Genomic DNA, 2,328 nt, shown 5'->3' on the forward strand with positions numbered 1-2,328 from the left:
GTGTTGCGGGTGAGCCGGTGGTGCCGATTGGTGTGCCGGTGGCCAATACGCGGTTGTATGTGCTGGATCGGTGGTTGTCGCCGGTGCCGGTGGGTGTGGGTGGTGAGCTGTATATCGCGGGTGTGCAGGTGGCGCGTGGGTATGCGGGCCGTGCGGGGTTGACGGCGGAGCGGTTTGTGGCCGACCCGTTCGGTGGGCCGGGTGGGCGGTTGTATCGCACGGGTGATCTGGCGCGGTGGAATGCCGACGGTCAGCTGGAGTATCTGGGCCGTGCGGATGAGCAGGTGAAGATCCGTGGGTTCCGGATCGAGCCAGGTGAGGTGCAGGCCGTCGTCGCCGGCCACCCGCAGGTGGCCCAGGCCGCCGTCGTCGCCCGCGAGGACACTCCTGGTGACAAGCGTCTGGTCGCCTACGTCGTCCCGGTGGAGGGTGAGGGCGCCGATCTGCCTGAGTCCGTGCGGGTGTTGGCTGCCGGCCAGCTGCCGGAGTACATGGTGCCGTCGGCGGTGGTGGTCCTGGAGACGCTGCCGCTGACGCCGAACGGGAAGCTGGATCGCAAGGCGCTGCCCGCTCCGGAGTACGCCACCGGTTCCGGCCGCGGGCCTTCCACGGTCCGCGAGGAGATCCTGTGCGCGGCGTTCGCCGAGGTCCTTGGCGTGGACAGGGTCGGTGTCGATGACAGTTTCTTCACTTTGGGCGGTCACTCGCTTCTGGCGATCCGGCTGGTGGAGATCCTGCGCACCCACGGGGTGACCATCTCTACCCGCGCGCTGTTCGAGGCGCCGACGGTGGCGGGGCTCGCTGCCGCGGCGGGGGCCGAGCAGGTCGAGGTGCCGCCCAACGCCATCCCGCAGGGCGCGCAGGCGATCACGCCGGAGATGCTCCCGCTGGTGGATCTGACCGTTGAGGAGATCGATCGGATCGTTGCCACGGTCGAGGGGGGAGCGGCGAATGTCGCCGACATCTACCCGCTGGCCCCTCTCCAGGAAGGTCTGCTCTTCCACCACCTCCTCGCCGACGGCGGCGAGGACGCCTACGTGACGCCCACAGTGCTGGAGTTCGACACCCGCGAGCGGCTCGACGCCTTCACCGACGCCCTCCAGCAGGTCGTGGACCGGCACGACATCCTGCGCACCGGGATCGTGTGGGAGGGCCTGAGCGAGCCGGTGCAGGTCGTACGGCGCAACGCCCGACTGCCCGTCGAGGAAGTCGAACTCGACGACCGGGGCGCGGATCCGGTGCAGGAACTGCTGTCCACGGTGGGTCTGTCCATGGACCTGGGCCGCGCCCCGCTCATCCAGCTCCACGTGGCCGCCGCGCCGGACGGCCGGTGGTTGGCGCTGATGCGGATGCACCACATGATTCAGGACCACACGACACTGGAGTTGCTGCTCCAGGAGGTGCAGACCGTCCTTGCCGGGCGGGCTGCGGAGCTGCCCGAGCCGCTGCCCTTCCGCACCTTCGTCGCCGAGGCGCGCGCCGGGCGCGAGAGCGGGAAGCACGAGGCGTTCTTCGCCGACCTGCTGGGAGACGTCGACGAACCCACCGCGCCCTACGGCCTGATCGACGCGCACGGCGACGGCATGGAGTCGGTCCAGACACGGGTGGACCTCATGTCGGATCTTGAGATACGGCTGCGTGAGGTGGCGCAGCGGATCGGTGCGAGTCCGGCCACGGTGATGCATGTGGCGTGGGCGCGGGTCCTTGCCGCGGTCAGCGGCCGCGACGACGTGGTCTTCGGCACCGTCCTGTTCGGACGCATGAACGCCGGCGCCGGCGCGGACCGGGTGCCCGGTCCCTTCATGAACACGCTGCCGGTGCGGGTGCGTGTGGGTGACGGTACGGGTCTTCTGGCGGCGGTGCAGGGGATGCGTGGTCAGCTGGCTGCCTTGCTTGAGCACGAGCACGCGCCGCTTGCCCTCGCCCAGCAGGCCAGCGCGGTGACGGGAGACGCCCCGCTGTTCACGTCACTGTTCAACTACCGGCACAACACCGGTTTCAGTCGAGGCGTGGCCGAGATCTTCGATGGCATCGAGGTGGTGTTCTTCCGGGAGCGCACCAATTACCCGCTGGTTGTAGTCGTCGACGACGACGGTGACGGGTTGGGTCTGACCGTGGACGCGGTTGTTCCGATCGACTCGGAGGCTGTGGCGGCATTGGTGTGTACGGCCACCGAGAGCCTGGTGTCCGAGCTGGAACGGGCATTGGAGGGTGGCCCCGAACTCCCGCTGAACACTGTGGATGTGCTTGGTGAGGTTGAGCGTCGGCGGGTGTTGGTGGAGTGGAATGGCTCGGCGGTTGAGGTGTCGCGGGGCACTGTGCCGGAGT

Annotated in this window: 1 protein-coding gene; it reads left to right on the forward strand. The window is 68.8% G+C overall.

Going from position 1 to position 2,328, the window contains the following annotated elements:
• A partial coding sequence (locus HNR57_RS39080) for a condensation domain-containing protein (RefSeq protein WP_184568187.1) occupies positions 1–2,328 on the forward strand: 2,328 nt, incomplete at both ends.

The organism is Streptomyces paradoxus (assembly GCF_014202475.1).
GTDB classification, from domain to species: Bacteria; Actinomycetota; Actinomycetes; order Streptomycetales; family Streptomycetaceae; genus Streptomyces; species Streptomyces paradoxus.